The organism is Pseudomonadota bacterium (genome assembly GCA_008501635.1).
In the GTDB taxonomy this organism is placed as follows: domain Bacteria; phylum Pseudomonadota; class Gammaproteobacteria; order QQUJ01; family QQUJ01; genus QQUJ01.
On sequence record QQUJ01000030.1, the window covers coordinates 35346 to 55514 of the forward strand.

Genomic DNA, 20169 nt, shown 5'->3' on the forward strand with positions numbered 1-20169 from the left:
CCCGGCTATGACGCGGCGGGCGATCGCTCAACCTGCTTTGCCAGCTTGACCCTGAGTCCGAATCCATCATGCGGGCAGCGGGTAAACCCGCCGGCGGAATCCGGCTGATGCGTTCGCTGCACGGACGCCTGTTGCTGGCGGCCAGCATCGTCCTCACAGCCTTCATCAGCATCACCGGGTTTTCGCTGGATCGCGCTTTTCGTCAAAGCGCCGAAACCGCATTGCGCGATCGGTTGCAGGGGCACATCTACGCCTTGTTGGCCGCCTCCGAGGTTTCGCCCGACGGGCGCGTGCGCATCGCGCGTTCGCTGGCCGATCCGCGTTTCTCGACTCCGGGAAGCGGACTTTATGCCCAGGTGACTTCGGCAACCGAGGGGGAATTGTGGCAATCCGGCTCGCACCTGGGTCAGCAGCTCGCCTATGCGGACGATCTGGCTGCGGGCGAACGCCGGTATACAAGCATTACGACAGACGACGGGAGCGCCCTGCTGGAGCTCAGTTTTGCGATCGTCTGGGAAGGTACCACAGGCACCAGCCACGCCCTCACCTACCACGTGGCGGAACACCTGAAGCCTTTGCGCGAACAGATCAGCAGTTTTCGCCGCACACTCTGGGGCTGGTTGACCGCACTGGCCGCGCTGCTGCTTGGCGTCCAAGGCCTGGTGGTGCGCTGGGGACTGCGCCCACTGCGTCGTGTCGCCGATGATCTGTCAGCCATCGAGGCCGGAAAGCACCAGCGGCTCGAAGGCGAGTACCCCAGGGAACTGGCGTCTCTGACCGGCAATATCAACGCCCTCTTGCGTCACGAACGCGCCCAATTGGAACGTTACCGCAATACCCTCGGCGATCTGGCGCACAGCCTCAAGACACCCCTGGCCGTGCTCGGCGGCCTGAGCGACGTTCCTGACATTTCGGTCGAAGAGCGCGGCACGCTGCGCGATCAAGTCGCCCGGATGCGTGAAATCGTCGACTACCAGCTTCAGAAAGCAGCCATGGCCGGCCGGTCTCCGCTGGCCGCACCGTTGGCGGTGGATGAGGTGGTGGAGAAGATTGTCGCATCGCTGCGCAAAGTCTATGCCGACAAACAGCTGCAGATAAGCAGCACCATTGATCCGCAGACACGCTTTCGCGGAGAACTCGGCGATCTCATGGAACTGGCAGGCAACCTCCTGGATAACGCCTGTAAATGGGGTCGGCACGAAGTGAGCATCGTCGCGTATCCCCTCTCTGCCAAAGGGGGTCTCTGCATGAGCGTGGAAGACGACGGGCCCGGCATAGCTGAGCTCCGGGCCAACGAAATCCTGCAACGCGGTGTCAGGGCCGATACGCATGTGCCCGGGCACGGTATCGGCCTGGCAATGGTTCGCGATATTGTCGAGGCATATGGCGGTCACATTACAATCGGCACCGCTGCACTCGGCGGCGCGCGCATGGTGATCGAATTGCCCGCCTGAGGCGATGTCACCGGTAACGACCCTCCAGGCTGGTCTACCCCTCACCGCCCGGTACTCATTCCGATCCACGCAGCGCACGAATCCGGTGCGTATATCCCAAACGGGCACCCTTGATGTGTGTCAAGGATGGTCAATTCAGAAGGCGGATAATCCCCATCCAACGGTTCGTCAATCCGTCTGACAGCGTTGCGACATATTGGGTTTGAGCGGCAAAAAGGAGCGCGGACAAGATGACTGGAAGAGGCATGAGTGCTGTGACCATACTTCTCGTGGGAGCGGTGATCGGCGTTGTCGCCTGGGGTGGTTTCAACTGGGCGATGGAACTTACCAATACCGAGGAGTTCTGCATCTCCTGCCATGAGATGGAAGAGAACGTCTACTCGGAATTACAGGAAACCATCCACTTCAGCAACCGCACCGGCGTGCGCGCCACGTGTCCCGATTGTCATGTACCGAGAGAGTGGGTGCACAAGGTCGTTCGGAAAATCAAGGCGAGCAACGAGCTCTATCACAAGATTCTGGGGTCCGTGGATACCCCGGAAAAATTCGAGGCCAAACGTCTGCAACTGGCCATGAACGTCTGGCGCGAGATGAAGGACACCGACTCACGCGAATGCCGCAACTGTCACCATTTCGACTCCATGGATCTTACACGTCAGGAATCACGCAGCGCTGATCGTCATGAAGAGGCCATGGATGAAAACCGCACCTGCATCGATTGCCACAAAGGCGTCGCCCACTCACTGCCGGAAGGTTACGAAGAGGCGGTGGAAAAAGCAGGTCTCTGATTCTCTACTGTTGTACCTCTCTCTTCCTCAAGCACTTGCCGGCTCCCCCTGAGTCGGCTTTTTTTGTCCGACGAAACCGGCCATGGTCCAGTTCCGGCGGCGGATCCATCCGCGGGCAGTCGCCGATCACAGTCCCATGTAAGCCTCCCTGACCTTGGGATTGCGCAGTAACTCAGTACCGGTTCCCTGGGTCACTATTCTCCCGTTCTCCAGTACGTACGCATGCTGCGCCATACGCAGCGACAAAGCCACGTTCTGCTCGACCAGCAATACGGTCATGCCGTTGTCGTGGAGGTCCCGTATCACTTGAAATACTTCCTGCACCACCCGTGGTGCCAATCCCAGCGAGGGCTCATCAAACATAATCAGGCTCGGTTGTCCCATCAGACAACGCCCGATGGCCAGCATCTGCTGTTCGCCACCCGACAGCGTACCCGCTGCTTGTTTGCGCCGCTCGCGAAGCCGTGGGAAAAGCTCCAGAACCCGGTCCAATGTCTGTTGTTGCGCTGCCCGGGCACGTGGGATAACCGCCCCCATCTCCAGATTTTCGAGCACGCTCAAAGTGGGGAATATCTGCCTGCCCTCGGCAACCTGTCCAATGCCGAGGTCGCAAGTGCGGTGGCTGGACCAACCGGTGATCTCCTGATTGTCAAAAGTGATGCGCCCACTCTGCGGTGCGTGAATACCCGCAATGGCGTGAATCAGTGAGGTCTTGCCGGCACCATTTGCACCAACAATGGCTACAATCTCCCCTTGCGGGACTTCGAGCGTTACGCCATCCAGCGCCTGAGCGTCACCATAGTAGAGCTCTATACCATCGACCCTCAGCACTGCGGCGCTTCCTCTCCCAAATAGCATTCCAGCACCTGAGGATCCTTCACCACTTCCTGCGGTGTCCCAATACAGATTGTCTTCCCATGGTTCAGCACCACAACCCGTTCGGACAACGCCATCACCGCACGCATCACATGCTCAATCAGCAGTATCGTGAGTCCGGTGCTGCGATTGAGTTCGCGTAGAATCTCTACCATGCGATCGGTCTCGGTGGGGCGCAACCCCGCCATGACCTCATCGAGCAACAGTATTTTTGGTTCCGTGGCCAGCGCCCGTGCCACTTCAAGTCGTTTGCGGCCCGGCAAAGTCAGACTGTGCGCCGGCTTGTCGCTCTCTTCACCGAGTTCCAACAACTCGAGAATACGACGTGTTCGACGCCGTGCTTCTTTTACCGACGATGTTGTACTCAGCGCACCGATCGCCACATTGTCTGCAACACTCAGATCACCAAACGGTTTGGCAATCTGAAAGGTTCTTCCCACCCCCGCTCTGCAAATCTGATCGGGGCGCAGGCTCATCACGGATTGACCATCCAGCTCGACATGACCACTGTCAGGGCGGCATACGCCGGATATCAAATTGAAAACAGTCGTCTTCCCGGCACCATTGGGTCCAATCAGCGCAGTGACGCTATTTCGTACCACTTCAAACGAGACATCCGCGACGGCACGCAATCCGCTGAAACTTTTGGATACATAGTGCGCAGCCAGCAGCGGTGTCGTTGCATCGCTCATGGATTGTGTCTCCGTTCACGGGCCAACAACTGCCGCAACCAGGGCCACACGCCGCTGGGCCGGAAGAATACGATCAGTAACAGACAAATACCGTAGACGAACGCCTTTATCCCATCCGCCGCAAAGCCTTCGGTAAGGTGGGTCAGCGTTTCGCCGACCGTGGTCAGGATAAAGGCACCGAGAATGGGGCCGAACAGCGTACCGACCCCCCCGATGATGGGACCAAGGATTATCTCGATCGATTTGTGCATGGAGAATATATTCTCCGGATAGAGGTTGTTGTAATAGAACGCGTGGAATACACCACCGATCGATGTCATACCTGCCGAAAGGGCGACGGCGAGCATCTTATACCTGAAAACCGGCACCCCCACCGCCTCTGCCGCATCCTGGTCCTCACGTATGGCCAACCAGTAGTAGCCTATCCGTGATCGCAGCAGAAGGTGATTGATGAACAACGCGGCAAACGTCAATAGAAGAATGACGTAGAAAAACATCGCCGGCGATCCGCGCAGGTTGAGGAGATCGTTTTCACTACGATTTTCCACCGGTAGGAAGAGTCCGCTCGATCCTCCAACCCAGCCGAAATGATCGAAAAGAATGCGCGTAAACTCCGCTACCGCAATGGTGAGCAGCGCAAAGTAGACCCCCTTCACCCCAAAACGAAATCCGAGATAACCAATGCCGCAGCCCACGGCGGTCGACACACCGATCGCCAGTATCACACCCAGCCAGGGCGCCACAGCAAAGTGCACAAACAATGCGGCCGCGGTATAGGCGCCGAGCCCGACATAAAGGGAGTGCCCAAGCGATAACTGCCCGGCAAATCCCATCATGATGTTCCAGGCCTGCCCGACATATGCGAAATAGAGAATCAGTATGAGTATCGACAGCAGATAGTCACCGGCAAACAGCGGCGCACAGAACAGAGCGATCGCCAATGCGCAGAGCCAGCGCAGAAGTACGGGCGGTATGTTCTCAAAAAGCGCGAATCTCATGCCTTTTTACCCAACAAGCCTTGGGGGCGGACGAGCAGGATCAAAATCAACAAGGCGAAACTGAACATGCTCTTCATGGATGGCGGAATGGAGACGAAAGTAAGAAGGGCGGGCAATGTCTCTGCCACACCGACGAGAATACCGCCAATCAGCGCGCCGCTGAGACTGCCCAGGCCACCGACGATAACAATGACGAATGCCAGCAGGGTGAAATCAACCGCGAGGTGCGGGTGAACATCGACCAACATCACTATCAGGGTACCCGCGGCACCGACACAGGCCGCCCCGATACCAAACGTCACCGCGTAAAGGAGTTTAATGTTCAAACCGATCACTTGGGCGCCAAGGAAATTGTCGGCACAGGCGCGAATGGCCTTGCCCATGCGCGTGTATCTGAAAAATCCGAACAGGAGCGCGGCGATGATCGCTGCCGTTCCAGCGGCGTAGATGCGCACTTTATCGATCACCAAAACACCCAGCTCAATACTGTCAAAAGCGTAACTGACCTGGATAGCGCGCGCATCAGGCCCAAACAGCAGGATCATGGCGTTGGTGAGGATTATTCCCACGGCCAGCAACAGCAGGAATTGCTGGTGTTCCGGAACGTTAATGAATCGATTGATAATCGTCGTTTGCAGCCCAAAACCAAACGCAAAGAGCGCCAACGCTACAAAAGGCAATGCGACCAATGGATCTACACCCAACCACACATTCAGCATGAACGCCGCGTACATCCCCATGACCATCATCTCGCCGTGGGCAAAATTTACGATGCGCATTACACCGAATATTACGGACAACCCCAGCGCCATCAGTCCATAGACGGTACCGTTGAGCACACCAGCCACCAGAATATTGATATAAAAGTCGAATGGCACCCCACCGCTCCCCACAAAGTGAACGGATCAAAAGCTATGGATGGAAGAGAACGCCCCGACCACGCTGCGATGGCCGGGGCATTTCGACTACCCGCGGTCGCGCCATCCCGGCACGGGGAAAACAGGCGCCATCTCTGCGCTCGACTCGGGCAGCACCACACGTGGCAGCCCATCCCGATTCTGCAAGGTTGCGGAACGGATATTGACGTTCTGACCCTTGTCATTGAACTGAATAGGGCCACCCACCATGACATGCTTGTCAAGATTCGTTGTGCGCAGCGCTGCCGCCAATTCATCGGGGTTGGTGGAACCGGCACGCTTGAAGGCGTCGGCCGCAATCAATACCGCCTCGAAGGTAAACCCGGTATTCAGATTGAACAGCAGATCCGGATACTGTTTGGTGAAGGCGCGGCCAAGCTCCACTGCCATCTCCTGGCGCGGATCAAACCAGGGTACATTTGTGATCGCGTAATCGGAATATTTGCCCAGCGCCTTCAAAAACTGCCCTTCGTACATCCCGGGACTTCCGGGGCTGATGATACCCATGGGTTCATAGCGCTGCTTGACCATCTCACGCACCATGAGTATCGCGTCGTTGAGACGTGTCACCGCCATATGAATATCCGCCCCGACCGATTTGGCTTTGGCCACCTCCACGGAAAGATCCTTCGCCTTCGGGTCGTAAGCGATGTACTCCTTGATCTCGGTGACCAGGCCGACCTTCGATGCCAATGCCTTGATGCCGTTGAGCATGGAGGTACCGAAAGTATCGTTGACATGCATGAGCACCGCCGTCTTCGGACTGGATCCAGTCGCCTTGAAGAGCGTGTTCATAAGCACCAGGCCATCTTTCACCAGCATGGGGCCGGTGGGGAAGTTACGGAAGGTGTACTTGTATCCTTGCTCCGTGATCTGAGGTGCCGCAGCGATATTGATGACGAAGGGAATACCCTTCTGTTCGGCAACCTGTGCGACCGCCGCCGTCGTTCCCGAGTCGAAAGTGCCAACCAGGACATGAGCGCCCTCACGGATCAACTTCTCCGCCTGGGTTCGGCCTACGTCGGGATTGGATTCGGTATCGGCACTGATGAGCTCGATCCCTTTGTAACCAAGATCGCTGAGCAGCGGCGGCGCAAGATCGGCACCACGCTGGCAATCCTGCCCGATCAGGGCCAGATGTCCCGAGCGCGGCAACAAAACACCGATTTTCAATGTGCCGGCAGCACGAGTGCCGATCGGCAGGCCCGCCAGCATCAATGCCGCAGCGGCAGAAGAACCCGCTAGAAATCGTCGGCGGGAAACAGCGCCGGGCCCGGAGTGCTCTTTCTTGCTTACCATTGTTCTCCTCCTCGTCCTAGGAACATGTGCCGGCTTGTTTTGTGATTACCGGCTTTGCCATCAACGCGCCGCGTATTGCCAATGCCTGGTGCCGCAAAATGACTCCCAGCATTGCAACTCGAGATAAAAGCCTCTCGATGACGACGCACGGTGCAGCGGTTAATACTATAGGGAACCTCGGAGTAAGTCGTGTTCAGTGATTCTGTTGCCCGGAAGCGCCGGTTTCGGTGTTGGAAAGCCTGGCAATAGCGGGCTATCACCTGCACTTCCCGCCTTGAACTCGCCCCTTCTGAACAAAACTCTCATCTAAACGGACTTAAACCGGCGGTTTCCTGACATCAAGGTTGCCGCAAAAAAGTTATTACGTTAATAATTGGACGTCAACATGTTTCTACGTAAGTCCAATGATGCATTGCGGCAAAAGATCTCAAACAGGGGCGGAAACATGGATTCCGCCCCTTTTGCACCGCGGCCTTGATACGAGCCACCACCCGTAGCTGAAAGCATAGCAACCGGGTGGTCGCGCCATGAGATCAGGCGGTGTGCGTTGGCACCGAGAGCGGCAGACATGGGGGTACGGGAAAGCGGACCATGATCGATAAAACACGCCTCTACTCGATATCGGAGCTGGCGACGGAGTTCGCCATAACCGCGCGTGCCATACGATTCTATGAAGATAAAGGTCTGCTGTCGCCGCGTCGGGTAGGAAGCAACCGCGCCTACGATTACCGTGATCGCGCTCGCCTGTCACTGGTACTGCGGTTCAAGGGGCTCGGTTTTCCCCTGGACAAAACCAAGGAGTTCCTCGACCTCTACGATGCGGATGAAACGCATCTGGTGCAGCTCAAGGTCGGATATCGTGGAATCTGTGGACGTATCAATGAACTGCAACAACAGATTGCCACGCTACAGCAGGACCTGAGCGAATTGATGGAGTTAAAAGACGAAGCCATTTCCAAACTGCGTGAGCGGGGAGTAGATCCCGACAATGAACTGTGACCTTCGGCTCGAGATGTGCCAGCGCCTGCCCCGGTCCCGCTTGTTGTCTTGCCTGCCCCCCGTTTCCTGGCAACGGTCTCATCGGAAACACGAGGGCGCCCGAAGGCGCCCTTGAATCATCACCGCCGGCCTCACAACCACAGCACACTTATTTGGCAGTGAAGGTATTCTCGACGAGAGGATCCGATCCCACCTGCGGCACATGGCACTGCGTGCAGAAGTAACGGCGCATGGAGATGTTGTCGAGTTTCTTGCCATCGACGTCCATGTAGTGGCTCTCGCCGACTACCGGTGCCTTTTCTTTCTCGAAAGTCTCCTTGCTATGGCACTTCATGCAGCCGTTTACCTTGAGATTGATTTCGGATTTATCCATGTTGTGGGGAATCAGCGGGGGCTGCTGCTCGAAGGCCCGCTCAAACCCCCCCTGCTGGGTCATCAACTTGCCTGTGCGGGGTGCGTCATTGCTGGGCCCTGTAAGCTCGGCGTCACCGCGTAGTGAATAAACGCCTGCCGCAATACCCTGCGAAACAAAGAACATTGTTGCCACCGCCGCCACGGTCGTTAGAATCGTTTTCTTCATGACACCCTCCATCAACGCGTTGAAGTCAATTAGTCAACCGAAATTAGCTGGTTTTAAAATGGGTTCCGGCATGTTTCACCTGAGCCCTGTTTTCCTCGGTATGCACCCGGTTGTTGAAACGGGTACCAAATCCAAAGACATCCTCTGCACACACATCGATACACCGCCCACAGTTGGTGCAGGCGCCCGACAAAATCACCGGCCCCAATCCCTGCACGCCACCCTTGAGTGCCGGCGTAATCACCTGCGGCTCGGGGCAGACCAGATAGCACTCTTTACAGTCATCGCAGGCGATACGGTTGTCCGCACGAACTCTTACCGGGCTGAAATAACCCAAGAACCCATAGAGCGCCCCTTGCGGACAGACGTGACTGCACCAGCCGCGCTTGGCGACAAAAAGATCGAAAACAAATACGGCTGCAATTACCGTCCAACCAAATCCCATCCCAAAGATCAGGCCTCGGTGCAACACGGAGACCGGGTTGAGCAACTCCCACGCCAGAGAACCCGTTGCCAGCGCCAGCACCAGTACCGCAGCCAACAACCAGTAGCGGAAGCCGCGTGAGATATTCATGGTCTGACGGATATCCAGGCGATTGCGGGCCCAGGCCGCCGCGTCGGTCACCGGATTCATCGGGCACACCCATGAGCAGAAGACCCTCCCCCCCACCAATAGATAGAATCCAACCACGATCAACGCACCGGTCACCGCCGTCGACACCGTATCCACATGACCCGCCAGCAAAGACTGCGTGAACACGAATGGATCGGTCATCGGGATGGTATCCAGAAACAGGCTGGCGCTCAGATTGCCCTTGATCCACCAGATATCCGCCAAGGGCCCCAGCAGGAACAGCCCGATAATGGCCACCTGGCTGCTACGCCGCAGCACGAGCCATTTATGGGCGGACCACCAGCCCTTTTTCTCTACCGCTTCCCGGCCGATGTCGTTCACCAGCGCCATTACTGCTGCTCCAATCCCCGGTTGAGCGTATCGAGCGGATTACTGCTGAACGGCGTCTCCCCGGCCTTCTCCTGCATGATCAGGCCGCGCCCTTCGTAGTCGTAGCGCATCCCTTCCGGCAGGTTGTAGCGATGTTCCTGATCGGGCGTCACCAAACTGCCCCCCGCTTTGCGTTTCTCCTCCCATCCCAAACGATAGTGGCGACCCAATTGCCCCTTCGCCAGATGGAAGGGAAATATCTTGATCGCCGCCTCTTCGAGAATGCAGGCCTGTTCGCATTTGCCGCACCCGGTACAACCGTCCGAATGCACCACCGGGATGAATAGCGCGTGTCTGCCGCTGCGCTCATTGCTCAGATAGTCAAGCGTAATCGCCTTGCCGCGTACCGGACAGGCGTTAAAGCAGATCTCGCAACGCAACCCCTGAAATGCAATGCACGATTCCTGATCCACCAGCACCGCCAAACCCATGCGCGAATCGTCGATATGCTCCAACGATGGATCCAATGCACCGGTGGGGCACGCCTTGACGCAGGGGATGTCTTCGCACATTTCGCACGGCACCTCGCGGGCTACGAAATAGGGCGAACCGGTCGGCACATCCTCTTCGATCTGCCCCAACCGCAACGTGTCATACGGGCAATCGCGCACACACAGACCACAGCGCACACACGCGGCCACGAAATCGCTCTCCTCCAGCGCACCCGGGGGACGGATCGCCATCGCGGGCAACGAATTGGCGCGCCGGGCATAGAGACCGATGCCCATGCTCAGCAGCCCCACACCGCAGACCATCCTGACCGTATTACCGACGAAACGTCGCCGGGCAAGGTCGGTGGTTGTCGTATCTTTGTCGGTCTGATTGGTCATGGTCTTTCGTAGATCTCGGACGTTTCGTCTGCGGATTCAATCCGGCGGCCAGCCCACCCGGTGGCTGAAAGCGCTCGCTGCCTGGCCGAATGAACCGGCCGCCGGAACTTCCGCCGAACCACCCTTTACGCCTTCACCACCTTGACCGCGCATTTCTTGAAGTCGGTCTCTTTCGACAACGGATCGGTGGCATCCAGCGTGAGTTTGTTGACCAGGCGACCGGCATCGAACCAGGGGATGAAGATCAACCCTTCGGGGGTACGATTACGGCCGCGTGTCTCGATACGCGCCACCAGTTCACCGCGCCGGGTGATGAGCTTGGCTTTGCTGCCACGACGCAGACCGCGCTTTTTCGCATCATTGGGATGCATGAAAACTTCCGCATCCGGGACTGCGCGATAGAGTTCGGGCACACGCCGTGTCATCGAGCCCGAGTGCCAATGCTCGAGCACGCGGCCGGTGCAGAGCCAGAGGTCGTACTCTTTGTCCGGACTCTCTGCGGCAGGCTCGTAAGGCGCGAAAATAATGTTGGCGCGGCCATCGGGTTTACCGTAGAAATTCACGCCTTCGCCCGCGGCAACGTGCGGATCGTAACCTTCGCGGAATCGCCACAGGGTCTCCTTGCCGTTGACATACGGCCAACGCAGTCCCCGCGCCTTGTGATACTCCGCGAACTCGGCCATCTCGTGACCTTTCTTCGGGATACCTTCGGCGCTGTTGAACAGCCGATACTCTTCGAACAGCCCCTGTTGCACGTAGAAGCCAAAGTCCTCGGATTCGCTGTTCTTGTAGACGTTACCGTCCTGATCCTTGATCAGGCCATCCTGATAAGCGAACTTATTGACAACACCGTTGGCAAACAGCACGTCGAACAGGGTCTTGCCCTTCAATTCCGGCTTCTTGGCGATCAGATCTTCCGGCCACACCTCTTCCACCTTGAAGCGTTTGGAGAACTCCATGACCTGCCAGACATCGGATTTCGACTCGCCCGGCGCATTCACCTGCTGGCGCCAGAACTGCGTGCGCCGCTCGGCGTTGCCGTAGGCCCCTTCCTTCTCCATCCACATCGCGGTGGGCAGAATCAGATCGGCTGCCATCGCCGTTACGGTTGGGTAGGGCTCGGAAACGACGATGAAGTTGGCGGGATTGCGGTAGCCCGGGTAGCCCTCTTCATTCATGTTGGGCGCAGCCTGCATGTTGTTGTTGCACTGGACCCAATAGGCGTTGAGCTTGCCGTCTTTCAGCATGCGGTTCTGCAGCACCGCGTGGTAACCCACCTTACCCGGCAGCGTGCCCTCCGGAAGCTGCCAGACTTTTTCGGAGAATTCGCGGTGCTTGGCATTGGCAACCACCAGATCGGCGGGCAGGCGATGGGCGAAGGTACCTACCTCGCGCGCCGTGCCGCACGCGGAAGGCTGACCGGTCAGCGAGAACGGGCTGTTGCCCGGCTCGGAGATCTTACCCATCAGCAGATGCACATTATAGAGCAGACCGTTGACCCACACACCACGGGTGTGCTGATTGAAGCCCATGGTCCAGTAGGAACTCACCTTCTTGCTCGGATCGGCATAGACTTTCGCCAGCGCCAGGAGGTTCTCCTTCGGCACCTTGGAGAGCTTGCTGGCATAGTCCAGCGTGTACATCTTCACCGACTCGGCGTACTCCTCGAAGGTGATCTTCGATAGCGCGCCCTTATCGGGATTCTTCGCCTTCTGCTGCAGCGGATGCTCGGGGCGCAGGCCGTACCCGATGTCGGTGGGCGTCTTGGTGAAGTTCACGTGCTTGTCGATGAACTCCTTGTTGTACGCCTTGTTTTCGATGATGTAGTTGGCGATGTAATTGAGGATCGCCAGGTCGGTCTGCGGCTCGAAAATCATGCCGTTGTCGGCCAGCTCGAAGCAGCGATGCTCGAAGGTGGACAACACATGCACTTCGCAACCGGGCTTGGTAAGACGGGTGTTGGTAAGGCGCGACCACAGAATCGGATGCATCTCCGCCATATTGGCGCCCCACAGCACGAAGACATCGGCGTGCTCGAGATCGTCGTAGCAGCCCATCGGCTCATCGATACCGAACGCACGGATGAAAGCGCCGACCGCCGAGGCCATGCAGTGACGCGCATTGGGATCGAGGTTGTTGGAGCGGAAGCCTGCCTTGTAGAGCTTGGCGGCCGCGTATCCTTCCCAGATGGTCCACTGACCGGAGCCGAACATGCCGACGCGCGAGGTCAGCTGGTCGGCCGGTTTACCCTGGTTCTCCTCCAGGCTCTGCTTGATGGCCGCCTTGAACTTGTCGGCCATGACATCGAACGCTTCATCCCAGGAGACCGGTTCGAAATCGCCATTCTTGTCGTATTGGCCGTTTTTCTTGCGCAGTAACGGCTGCGTCAGACGGTCTTTGCCGTACATGATCTTCGACAGGAAATAGCCCTTGATGCAGTTCAGACCCTTGTTTACCGGAGCATCCGGATCGCCCTGCGTCGCGACCACACGCCCGTTTTTGGTGCCGACCAGCACACTACACCCGGTACCGCAGAAACGGCATACGCCTTTATCCCAGCGAATGCCATCACCCTCTGCCGCAAAGGCCGTCTGCGCACCCGGTAGGGTGACACCCGCGGCCGCGGCCGCAGCCGCCGCGGCGTTCGATTTAATAAAGTCCCGCCGTGTGATTTTCATTGTGACGCCTCCTCATTCAGGTCGTTGTCGCAGTAGTGATAGGCCAGAGACAGGGAGAGCACGCCCTCCATCGTCTGTATTTTCATCATGGTGTCGGACAGCAGGCTCCCGGCGCACTCTTCCACGGTCACGACCATGCGGCCGTCATCGGTGGCGGCATGCACCTCGACACCGGGAAGCTCGAGCATCGCCTGTTGCAGCACCGGCGCCTTGCCGGGGTGCGCGTGAACAACAAGACTCGATAGATTCATGCAGATAACCCTCAGACCAATGCCGCGCTGGTGCCGGCAAACTCGTCGTTGCGCGGAACGCGCACCGCCACAGCCCCGACCGGGCATGACGACACGCAGGCTCCGCAACCGTTGCACACTTCCAGATCAATGGCTGGAGTTGCCACAGCGCCGGCTGAAAGATGAAATCTTACGGCTCGCACCGCGCAGTGTTCGCCGCATACACGGCACTCGATGCGGTTGACCGCCAGGCAGCCGGGCTGAATGCCCGCTTTATTCGACCATGCCGTCGCGGGATCGGCATCCGGGTACGGCATGTGTAAGGCCTGCGCTTTGCACACGTCGACGCAGGCGGCGCAAAACGTGCATTCAGCACGGCTGAAATCAATGGCTGGAAATCCACCGCGACCGCGGGTAATGATGTGTTCGGGACAGACCTTTAGGCAGTCATCGCAGCGTGTGCAGCGCTCGACAAATTCACGCTCGTCAATCGCCCAGGGTGGACGGATTGGCATCCGCTCACCTTGAAAGTTTCCTCGTAAAAACTCAACACGCGAAATACGGCTCATCGCTCGCTGCTCGCTTATTCCATAGCGTGCTACTTTGCGGCGATGCGGTATGTAACACCTTGATACAAATCAACCCTAAAATATGCGTGAAATACTCTGATTTATTGCCTTGATCACGCACCCTGGCAGTTGCTGCCGAGGCCTCCGATTCATGACGGATGGTTCGTGTTCCCGACAGGAATAGCTAACAATTTCAACCACTCAAGCCCGACGTTCAGCCGCATGAGTGTGTCCATCAAACGACGGGTGAAGCGCAATTTTCATGCAGTGCGCCAGTCATCGAGCTCTGGGCTATCCCCTCTTACACACTGCCGTTATCCCCATTGGGGTAGCCTGTCAGCTGCACGCGGGCGGTGCACCACGAGCGGTAAAAAACCGTCAGCCTTCACCCCTCAAGCGCAGCTTGGGTAACTTTTGATACAAGCACTTTGGTAAACGGATGACACACTTCTCGAATACGGGCCGCCCTGTCCGCCGCCCCTCACTGGCTCAAACGGCGTTGGCAGGTTCGTCGATTGCGTAAATCGCTCCTGACACTCCCCGTGGTGCGGCGGACAAGGCGTTACTGCGAGCAATATCCTCAACTGATAGAATCAGGCACCAATACCGGAAACAACACCCCCATCGCAGGCTTCTGGAACACCAGGGAATGGTCGGCACCAGTCAATGAAAGCACTGACAGGACTCATCATTTTTCTTGCCCTCAGTGGCTGCAGCAGTGTCGCCACCCGCATGGCGAGCGACCTGTCGTCAGCCGTGCTGAACCAGAACGATCCGGAGACGGTGCGCGCCGGCGCTCCTTCCTACCTCATTCTCATCGACAGCCTGATCGCAGGTGATCCGCAAGACAGCGAGCTGCTACTCACCGGCGCCCGCCTCTACGCCGCCTATGCCGGACTCTTCGTCGAAGAATCCGCACGCAAACAGCGACTTGCGGCAAAGTCCCTCGATTACGCCCAGCGTGCCACCTGTCTGCGGCTGGAGACGCTGTGCGCGAGATTGGACGCACCGATTGACCGCTTCACGCTCGCCGTGGCCGACACCGGCAAGAAAGACGTGCCATTGCTTTATGGACTCGCAAGCGCCTGGTTGATCCGCCTGCAGGCCAACAGCGCCGACTGGAATGCCCTGGCCGACCTTCCCCGCGTTACGGCATTGTTACAGCAGGTGGTAACCCTGGATGAGACTCACGATCTAGGCGGCGCACATACCTATCTCGGTATCCTGAACTCTCAACTGCCACCTGCGATGGGCGGTAAACCCGAGGTGGGACGCCGTCATTTCGAGCGTGCCCTCGAACTCGCAAACGGTCACAACCTGATGGTCAAGGTGCAATTCGCCCGCTACTACGCGCGGCTCACCTTCGACCAGGCGTTGCATGACCGGTTGCTGAATGAAGTCCTGGGGGCCGATCCCGTGAAACCCGGCATGACGCTGGTCAACAGCTTTGCACAACGACAAGCGCTGGAACTTCTGAAAAGCGGCAAAGATTTCTTTTGAACCCAGAAGGCCAAAACGTTCGAAAAAACGTAACCCACAAGACAATACGGTGCGGCGCCTCTGGCAGGTGCACACCGGGCGCGATACCGAACGGACGGACACTCCCTACCAAGAGCGAGAACCAGTACGGTGTTAACAGGAAATAGATTCATCTTCATCGGTTTGTTGACGCTTGTCCTGCACGCAGGCGCAGCGGTCTCCGCCACAACTTTCAAAATCGCCACCGTGGTCCCGGACGGCTCCTATTGGATGCAGCAGTTCCGAGAAACCGCCAAACTCATCCAGGACAAAACCCAGGGGCGCGTTACCTTCAAGTTCTATCCCGGTGGCGTGATGGGCAACGACAGCAGCGTCCTGCGCAAGATGCGGGCCGGCCAACTGCAGGGAGGCACTTTCACCAGCGGCAGCCTCTCCGATATCTACCCCGACCTGCAGGTCTACAGTGTTCCCTTGGCCTTTCGCTCGTTCGAGGAGGTCGACTACGTACGTCAACGCATGGACGATCAACTGCGACAGGGCATGGAGGCACGCGGGTACATCCTGGCGGGAATCAGCGAGGGCGGTTTTGCCTACATGATGTCCAACAAACCCATTCATGGCATCAGCGACCTGACGGGCCAGAAGGTGTGGATACCCGAAGGGGATCGCATCAACCAGGCGACCTTCTCGGCGGCCGGTATCACTCCGATACCGCTCCCCGTGGCCGACACCTACACCGGCCTGCAGACCGGCCTCATCGACACGGTAGCGACATCACCGGTGGGTGCCATCGCGTTGCAGTGGCATACCAAAATCCAGTACGTCACCGATTCGCCCCTGGTCTATATCACCGGGATCCTGATGCTGAGTAAAAATGTCTTCGATCGGCTCTCGGTGAACGATCAGCAAGCGGTGCGCACAGCACTGGATGAGACCTTCGAACGCATCGAACACCAGAATCGGATAGATCACAAAACAGCGGTCGAGGCCCTGAAGAATCAGGGCATTCGCTTCATCAAACCCAACAGTCAGGATCAGATAACGTGGCACCGTATCGCCGAACAGGTGGTCGATCGACTATTGAACGAGGGGCTCTTCAGCCGCGAAACCTTTACCCTGCTACAGATGCACCTTGCGGCGTTTCGCACGCAAACCAACGCGGCGCGGTAATCGGGTCTATCGTCCTGTGGTTCAGCGCCTGTTGCATTTGATCCGGCAGCTGGAGACGCTGCTGCTCGCGTCACTGCTGCTCGGAATGATACTGCTCGCCGGGACGCAGATAATATTACGCAATCTCTTTGACAGCGGCCTGTTCTGGGCCGAGCCCCTGTTACGCATAACCGTCCTCTGGCTCACTCTGCTCGGCGCGCTGGCCGCCACCCGCGGCAACAACCACATCAGAATTGACGCCATCAGCCGTTATCTGCCACAGACCGGTCGCCGTATCGCCTCGCTGACCGGCTCCCTCTTCAGCGCAGGAATTTGCGCACTTGTCGCCTGGCACAGTGCGCGGTTTGTGTTGGCGGAGTATCACGCGGGGGTCACGCTCTTCAACCAACTGCCCGCCTGGATGTTCCAGATCGTCCTGCCGGTGGGATTCGGTTTGATGGCGTTGCGATTCCTGCTCTTCAGCTGTCTGGACGATACCCCCTCCGGCACCGGGCGCGGGGAACCGACGTGATCCTCGCCACGGCACTGCTGCTCGTACTCGCGCTGCTGGGCACCCCACTGTTCGTGATCATTGCCGCTGGAGCGCTACTCGGTTTCCATCAGTCAGGTGTGGATCTCTCCGTCGTCGCCATCGAATTCTATCGATTGGCCGAGATGCCGGTGATGATAGCGATCCCGCTCTTCACCTTCGCCGGGTATCTCCTCAGTGAAAGCCGGGCACCGACCCGTTTGGTAAGGCTCAGCAACGCGCTACTGGGTTGGATGCCCGGCGGTCTGGCGCTGGTTTCACTCGTCGCCTGCGCGCTGTTTACAGCCTTTACCGGCGCCAGTGGCGTCACCATCGTCGCGCTGGGCGCGCTGCTCTACCCGGCGCTGAAAGAGGCCGGTTACCGGCAAACGTTCAGCTTGGGACTGATCACCACCTCGGGCAGTCTTGGTCTGTTGTTCGCCCCCTCCCTGCCCCTGATTCTCTACGGCGTTGTGGTACAGCAGATGACCCTCGAGCGGCCGGTCAGTATCGACGAACTCTTTCTCGCCGGTATCCTGCCCGGTGTGCTGATGGTGGCGATGCTCGGCCTCTACAGCATGATGCAACCGTTACGACCGGAGACCAGCGCGGCGAGGCAGCACCCGCGTATACGCGATGCGCTCCGTGAGTCCATCTGGGAGATTCCGTTACCAATCATAGTGCTGGGCGGCATCTACAGCGGCTACTTCGCCGTCTCCGAAGCGGCTGCGGTGACAGCACTCTATGTTCTTGTCGTAGTCGTGGGCATCAATCGTGAAGTGTCAATGCGGAAACTCCCACTGATCATGCGTGAATCGATGATCACCGTTGGCGGCATCCTCATCGTCCTGGGCGCTTCGCTCGCCTCCACCAACTACCTGATCGATGCCGGAATTCCGGATGCCATACTCACGGCCATTCGCACCCACATCGACAGCAAGTGGACCTTCCTGATACTGCTCAATGGTTTTCTGTTGCTGCTGGGAATGATGCTGGACATCTTCTCGGCACTGGTGCTGATCGTGCCCATCCTGCTGCCCATTGCGTTGGGTTACGACATCCATCCCGTTCATCTGGGTATCGTTTTCCTTGCCAATATGCAGCTCGGATACTTCACCCCCCCGATAGGGATGAATCTCTTTATCGCCAGTTATCGTTTCAAGAAACCGGTCATGGAACTGTACCGTGCCAGCCTGCCCTTTTTCTTCATCCTCCTTGTCGCAGTACTCATCATTACCTACTGGCCGGCGCTGAGCCTGGTATTGATCGAATGAACGTGCACTACCGGTACCTTGGTCTCAGCATCCTTCGCGTGTATCCGGTATAACTCGTAGGGCCGGGCGCTCGAACCACGAGTGACCGGCACAGCTCGCGGGGGATCTTGAGATAGGTTCTAATCGCTTCGCAAACACAGATGGCGGTATCATGCCCGGGGTAAGAAGTTTGACGGGTTAATCAGTGGACCACTCACCAAGGAGAAGTGCATGACCTCCCTTCGCAAATATCTACGCTCCATCAGTATGCTGGTTCTCGCGGCATTTACAGTCGTCCTGCTGCCTGCCCCTGCGGCGCACGCCGGCATGGTGGGTACAGCCGATATGTTGGCTGTCGAGCAGCGCACTCAACTCGAAGGCAAGATCGTTGACTATTTGAAGCGCGATGAAGTGCGTGACCAACTGGTGCGCCAAGGCGTCGACCCCGCGCAGGTCGAGGCGCGCGTGGCCGCCATGAGCGATCAGGAGATCCAGTCCCTCGGCGGGCGAATCGACGAACTACCGGCAGGTGGTGATTTCCTGGGTGCAGCGGTCATCATCTTCCTGGTGCTGCTTTTTACCGACATCCTCGGCTATACAGACATATTCCCATTTGTTAAGAAACCACGCTGAACAACACGCGGCGCACGGTTGGCTGGCGCTTGGGCTACTCTGCCTGAGCGCAAGTGGTTGCGCGCTCCCGCTGCAATCGGAACGGTTGGACGAATGGGCAATAGCGCGCCAACCGATAGAACTGGTCGAGACGCCGTTCTTTGCGCAGGAGCGCTATCAGTGCGGCCCAGCGGCGCTGGCAACCGTCCTGGTCCACAGCGGTGTCGCCATTACGCCCGACAAACTGCGCGATCAGGTCTATATTCCGCAGCGTGAGGGTAGTCTGCAGGTGGAGATTCTGGCGGCTGCTCGCCGTCACGGGCGCATCGCCTATGTGTTGCGCCCCCACCTTGAGGACGTGTTGCACGAATTACGCGGCGGTCACCCGGTCCTGGTCCTCCAGAATCTTGCCCTGAATTGGGCGCCCCGCTGGCACTATGCGGTCGTCATCGGATTCGATGCCCAGCAGAACATGATGATCCTGCGTTCCGGCACTCGCGAACGCCACGTTATGCCCATTGCGCTCTTCGAGCGCACCTGGCGCCGCGGCGCCTATTGGGCGGTGCGCATCTTAAGGCCGGGCGAACTGCCGGCCAATGCCGACCCGCAACGCTATCTGGAAGCGGTAGTACCTCTTGAGCAACTGCAGGCCTGGGGGCCGGTACAGGAAGCCTACCGCTCGGCACTCACATTGTGGCCGGACAACCTTGTGGCGCTGATGGGCTCGGGAAACAGTCACTATGCCGCCGGTGATCTCCCCGCGGCTATCGCTGCATTCCGTCGAGCCGTGGCAACACATCCTCACGCGGCGGCCGCCCACAACAACCTGGCCTATACCCTGGCTGAGGCGGGTCGACTTGAAGAAGCCCGGCACTTTGCGCAGCGGGCCATCGATTTGGACGGGGGAGCCAATCCTGAATACCGGGCAACCCTGGAAAAAATTCATGCGGCGCGGTGAATCGGACAATCGGGTCGCGGCTTTCGCTACAATCGGCAACTGATCTCACCTCACTGCAGACCCGAGGGCTCCTCCATGCCAATCATTCATATAGAAATGTTCAAAGGAAGATCGTCAGACCAGAAGCGAGAACTGGTGGAGGTTCTGTCGCGGGAGACGGCGCGAATCACCCATTGTGCGCTGGATTCCGTGCATGTGGTAATCAGCGACTTGAGCAAGGAGAACTGCAGCGTCGGCGGTATACTCTGCTCGGAGAAGTTTCCCGATTGATTTCGT

At 58.1% G+C, this 20169-nt stretch carries 21 protein-coding genes; 10 read left to right on the top strand and 11 right to left on the bottom strand.

Going from position 1 to position 20169, the window contains the following annotated elements; genetic code table 11:
* The first annotated feature begins 68 nt into the window (after positions 1-68).
* A complete protein-coding gene (locus tag DWQ09_17425; GenBank protein KAA3626019.1) occupies positions 69-1454 on the top strand; it encodes a histidine kinase in 1386 nt (461 codons plus the stop codon).
* Between the two features lie 230 nt (positions 1455-1684).
* Positions 1685-2242 (top strand): butanol dehydrogenase, encoded by a 558-nt coding sequence (locus DWQ09_17430; protein KAA3626020.1) that lies wholly within the window; start codon positions 1685-1687, stop codon positions 2240-2242.
* A 126-nt stretch (positions 2243-2368) separates the two neighbouring features.
* On the opposite strand, the gene DWQ09_17435 is transcribed toward DWQ09_17430, so the two are convergent.
* From DWQ09_17435 to DWQ09_17455, 5 genes are all read right to left on the bottom strand, one after another.
* Positions 2369-3073 carry an ABC transporter ATP-binding protein gene (locus tag DWQ09_17435; protein KAA3626021.1) on the bottom strand — a complete coding sequence of 235 codons (705 nt, stop codon included), beginning with the start codon at positions 3071-3073 and terminating at the stop codon, positions 2369-2371.
* Entirely contained in the window at positions 3067-3810 is a 744-nt protein-coding gene (locus DWQ09_17440) for an ABC transporter ATP-binding protein (protein KAA3626022.1), read from the bottom strand. The genes DWQ09_17435 and DWQ09_17440 overlap by 7 nt, the downstream gene beginning before the upstream one ends.
* Positions 3807-4808 (bottom strand): branched-chain amino acid ABC transporter permease, encoded by a 1002-nt coding sequence (locus DWQ09_17445; protein ID KAA3626023.1) that lies wholly within the window; start codon positions 4806-4808, stop codon positions 3807-3809. Before DWQ09_17445 ends, DWQ09_17440 begins: the two co-directional genes overlap by 4 nt.
* A complete protein-coding gene (locus tag DWQ09_17450) occupies positions 4805-5686 on the bottom strand; it encodes a branched-chain amino acid ABC transporter permease (GenBank protein KAA3626024.1) in 882 nt (293 codons plus the stop codon). Before DWQ09_17450 ends, DWQ09_17445 begins: the two co-directional genes overlap by 4 nt.
* 87 nt (positions 5687-5773) lie before the next feature.
* Positions 5774-7024 carry a branched-chain amino acid ABC transporter gene (locus DWQ09_17455; GenBank protein ID KAA3626025.1) on the bottom strand — a complete coding sequence of 417 codons (1251 nt, stop codon included), beginning with the start codon at positions 7022-7024 and terminating at the stop codon, positions 5774-5776.
* A gap of 591 nt (positions 7025-7615) precedes the next feature.
* Here DWQ09_17455 and DWQ09_17460 point away from each other — a divergent pair.
* Entirely contained in the window at positions 7616-8023 is a 408-nt protein-coding gene (locus DWQ09_17460) for a MerR family transcriptional regulator (GenBank protein KAA3626026.1), read from the top strand.
* 148 nt (positions 8024-8171) lie between these two features.
* Here DWQ09_17460 and DWQ09_17465 read toward each other — a convergent pair whose 3' ends face one another.
* The 6 genes from DWQ09_17465 to napF all read right to left on the bottom strand — a co-directional run bounded on the left by DWQ09_17465 (position 8172) and on the right by napF (position 13913).
* Positions 8172-8603, bottom strand: coding sequence for a nitrate reductase cytochrome c-type subunit (locus tag DWQ09_17465; protein ID KAA3626027.1), 432 nt, complete (start codon positions 8601-8603; stop codon positions 8172-8174).
* Between the two features lie 43 nt (positions 8604-8646).
* A complete protein-coding gene (locus DWQ09_17470) occupies positions 8647-9567 on the bottom strand; it encodes a quinol dehydrogenase ferredoxin subunit NapH (GenBank protein KAA3626028.1) in 921 nt (306 codons plus the stop codon).
* A complete protein-coding gene (locus DWQ09_17475; GenBank protein KAA3626029.1) occupies positions 9567-10436 on the bottom strand; it encodes a ferredoxin-type protein NapG in 870 nt (289 codons plus the stop codon). The genes DWQ09_17470 and DWQ09_17475 overlap by 1 nt, the downstream gene beginning before the upstream one ends.
* 125 nt (positions 10437-10561) lie before the next feature.
* Positions 10562-13114, bottom strand: a complete 2553-nt coding sequence (locus DWQ09_17480; GenBank protein KAA3626030.1) for a nitrate reductase catalytic subunit NapA — start codon at positions 13112-13114, stop codon at positions 10562-10564.
* A complete protein-coding gene (locus DWQ09_17485) occupies positions 13111-13452 on the bottom strand; it encodes a hypothetical protein (GenBank protein KAA3626031.1) in 342 nt (113 codons plus the stop codon). The genes DWQ09_17480 and DWQ09_17485 overlap by 4 nt, the downstream gene beginning before the upstream one ends.
* Positions 13377-13913 carry a ferredoxin-type protein NapF gene (napF, locus tag DWQ09_17490; protein KAA3626032.1) on the bottom strand — a complete coding sequence of 179 codons (537 nt, stop codon included), beginning with the start codon at positions 13911-13913 and terminating at the stop codon, positions 13377-13379. The genes DWQ09_17485 and napF overlap by 76 nt, the downstream gene beginning before the upstream one ends.
* Positions 13914-14579: 666 nt before the next feature.
* Here napF and DWQ09_17495 point away from each other — a divergent pair.
* The 7 genes from DWQ09_17495 (at position 14580) to DWQ09_17525 (ending at position 20163) form a co-directional block, all read left to right on the top strand.
* The gene (locus DWQ09_17495) at positions 14580-15413 is read left to right on the top strand and encodes a hypothetical protein (protein KAA3626033.1); all 834 of its coding nucleotides are present in this window, start codon (positions 14580-14582) and stop codon (positions 15411-15413) included.
* Positions 15414-15575: 162 nt separating this feature from the next.
* Positions 15576-16562: a C4-dicarboxylate ABC transporter gene (locus DWQ09_17500; protein KAA3626034.1), complete on the top strand. Its 987-nt coding sequence runs from the start codon at positions 15576-15578 to the stop codon at positions 16560-16562.
* Positions 16563-16647: 85 nt separating this feature from the next.
* Positions 16648-17073 (top strand): TRAP transporter small permease, encoded by a 426-nt coding sequence (locus DWQ09_17505; GenBank protein KAA3626221.1) that lies wholly within the window; start codon positions 16648-16650, stop codon positions 17071-17073.
* Positions 17070-18344, top strand: coding sequence for a TRAP transporter large permease (locus DWQ09_17510; GenBank protein ID KAA3626035.1), 1275 nt, complete (start codon positions 17070-17072; stop codon positions 18342-18344). Before DWQ09_17505 ends, DWQ09_17510 begins: the two co-directional genes overlap by 4 nt.
* A 210-nt stretch (positions 18345-18554) precedes the next feature.
* Positions 18555-18956 carry a hypothetical protein gene (locus tag DWQ09_17515; protein KAA3626036.1) on the top strand — a complete coding sequence of 134 codons (402 nt, stop codon included), beginning with the start codon at positions 18555-18557 and terminating at the stop codon, positions 18954-18956.
* On the top strand, positions 18937-19893 hold the full coding sequence (locus DWQ09_17520) for a peptidase C39 family protein (protein KAA3626037.1): 957 nt from the start codon (positions 18937-18939) through the stop codon (positions 19891-19893). Before DWQ09_17515 ends, DWQ09_17520 begins: the two co-directional genes overlap by 20 nt.
* A 75-nt stretch (positions 19894-19968) precedes the next feature.
* Positions 19969-20163: a 4-oxalocrotonate tautomerase gene (locus tag DWQ09_17525; GenBank protein KAA3626038.1), complete on the top strand. Its 195-nt coding sequence runs from the start codon at positions 19969-19971 to the stop codon at positions 20161-20163.
* The last annotated feature ends 6 nt before the right edge of the window (positions 20164-20169 follow it).

Bases quoted from the DNA above. Each gene is read 5' to 3' on its own strand.
- DWQ09_17505 (KAA3626221.1), top strand. From the start codon at position 16,648: ATGATACTGCTCGCCGGGACGCAGATAATATTACGCAATCTCTTTGAC.
- DWQ09_17515 (KAA3626036.1), top strand. From the start codon at position 18,555: ATGACCTCCCTTCGCAAATATCTACGCTCCATCAGTATGCTGGTTCTC.
- DWQ09_17425 (KAA3626019.1), top strand. From the start codon at position 69: ATGCGGGCAGCGGGTAAACCCGCCGGCGGAATCCGGCTGATGCGTTCG.
- DWQ09_17460 (KAA3626026.1), top strand. From the start codon at position 7,616: ATGATCGATAAAACACGCCTCTACTCGATATCGGAGCTGGCGACGGAG.
- DWQ09_17430 (KAA3626020.1), top strand. From the start codon at position 1,685: ATGACTGGAAGAGGCATGAGTGCTGTGACCATACTTCTCGTGGGAGCG.
- DWQ09_17470 (KAA3626028.1), bottom strand. From the start codon at position 9,567: ATGGCGCTGGTGAACGACATCGGCCGGGAAGCGGTAGAGAAAAAGGGC.
- DWQ09_17465 (KAA3626027.1), bottom strand. From the start codon at position 8,603: ATGAAGAAAACGATTCTAACGACCGTGGCGGCGGTGGCAACAATGTTC.
- DWQ09_17455 (KAA3626025.1), bottom strand. From the start codon at position 7,024: ATGGTAAGCAAGAAAGAGCACTCCGGGCCCGGCGCTGTTTCCCGCCGA.
- DWQ09_17475 (KAA3626029.1), bottom strand. From the start codon at position 10,436: ATGACCAATCAGACCGACAAAGATACGACAACCACCGACCTTGCCCGG.
- DWQ09_17445 (KAA3626023.1), bottom strand. From the start codon at position 4,808: ATGAGATTCGCGCTTTTTGAGAACATACCGCCCGTACTTCTGCGCTGG.
- napF (KAA3626032.1), bottom strand. From the start codon at position 13,913: ATGAGCCGTATTTCGCGTGTTGAGTTTTTACGAGGAAACTTTCAAGGT.
- DWQ09_17480 (KAA3626030.1), bottom strand. From the start codon at position 13,114: ATGAAAATCACACGGCGGGACTTTATTAAATCGAACGCCGCGGCGGCT.
- DWQ09_17440 (KAA3626022.1), bottom strand. From the start codon at position 3,810: ATGAGCGATGCAACGACACCGCTGCTGGCTGCGCACTATGTATCCAAA.
- DWQ09_17485 (KAA3626031.1), bottom strand. From the start codon at position 13,452: ATGCCCGGTCGGGGCTGTGGCGGTGCGCGTTCCGCGCAACGACGAGTT.
- DWQ09_17525 (KAA3626038.1), top strand. From the start codon at position 19,969: ATGCCAATCATTCATATAGAAATGTTCAAAGGAAGATCGTCAGACCAG.
- DWQ09_17495 (KAA3626033.1), top strand. From the start codon at position 14,580: ATGAAAGCACTGACAGGACTCATCATTTTTCTTGCCCTCAGTGGCTGC.